The sequence below is a fragment of the Bacillus sp. LR--39 genome (genome assembly GCF_053613335.1).
Window position 1 is genome coordinate 1 of the sequence record NZ_JBSIOT010000549.1, and the last position, 876, is coordinate 876.

1 protein-coding gene and 1 pseudogene are annotated in these 876 nt (G+C 47.5%); both read left to right on the plus strand.

Annotation, left to right across the window (positions count from 1 at the left end):
- On the plus strand, positions 1 to 639 hold a 639-nt coding region (locus ACWHAR_RS24805), incomplete at its 5' end, for an ATP-binding cassette domain-containing protein (protein ID WP_452088148.1).
- A pseudogene (locus tag ACWHAR_RS24810) lies at positions 632 to 876 on the plus strand (bacteriocin biosynthesis protein AlbD); the annotation flags it as partial. The gene ACWHAR_RS24805 and the pseudogene ACWHAR_RS24810, both read left to right, overlap by 8 nt.

Here is an 876-nt window from a genome sequence, read left to right on the forward strand (position 1 = left end):
GAAAAAGGCGCCGTTTACGGGTTGCTTGGGGTAAACGGCGCCGGAAAAACGACACTGATTAATACGCTGACAGGCGTGAACCGCAATTTCAGCGGGCGCTTTACACTGTGCGGAATTGAAGCGGAGGCCGGCATGCCGCAGAAAACATCAGATCAGCTGAAGACTCACCGTTACTTCGCCGCCGATTATCCGCTGCTATTTACAGAAATTACGGCGAAGGACTATGTGTCTTTCGTCCATTCGCTTTATCAAAAGGATTTTTCAGAGCAGCAGTTTGCCAGTTTGGCCGAGGCCTTTCATTTTTCGAAATACATCAACAGGAGAATTTCGGAGCTTTCCTTGGGGAACAGGCAAAAGGTTGTATTGATGACAGGCTTATTGCTGCGCGCTCCCCTGTTTATTTTGGATGAGCCGCTCGTCGGTTTGGATGTGGAATCGATAGAGGTTTTTTATCAGAAAATGCGCGAGTACTGTGAAGCAGGCGGGACCATTTTGTTTTCTTCTCATCTGCTCGATGTCGTGCAAAGATTTTGTGATTATGCGGCTATTCTTCACAACAAACAGATCCAAAAGGTCATTCCGATTGGAGAGGAGACCGATCTGCGGCGGGAATTTTTCGAGGTGATCGGCCATGAATAACATAATCCCCATCATGTCTTTGCTGTTCAAACAGCTTTACAGCCGGCAAGGGAAAAAGGACGCCATCCGCATTGCCGCAGGCCTTGTCATTCTGGCCGTGTTTGAAATCGGGCTGATTCGCCAGGCCGGCATTGATGAATCGGTTTTGCGCAAAACGTATATCATACTCGCGCTTCTCTTAATGAACGCATATATGGTGTTTCTTTCTGTGACATCTCAATGGAAGGAATCTTATAT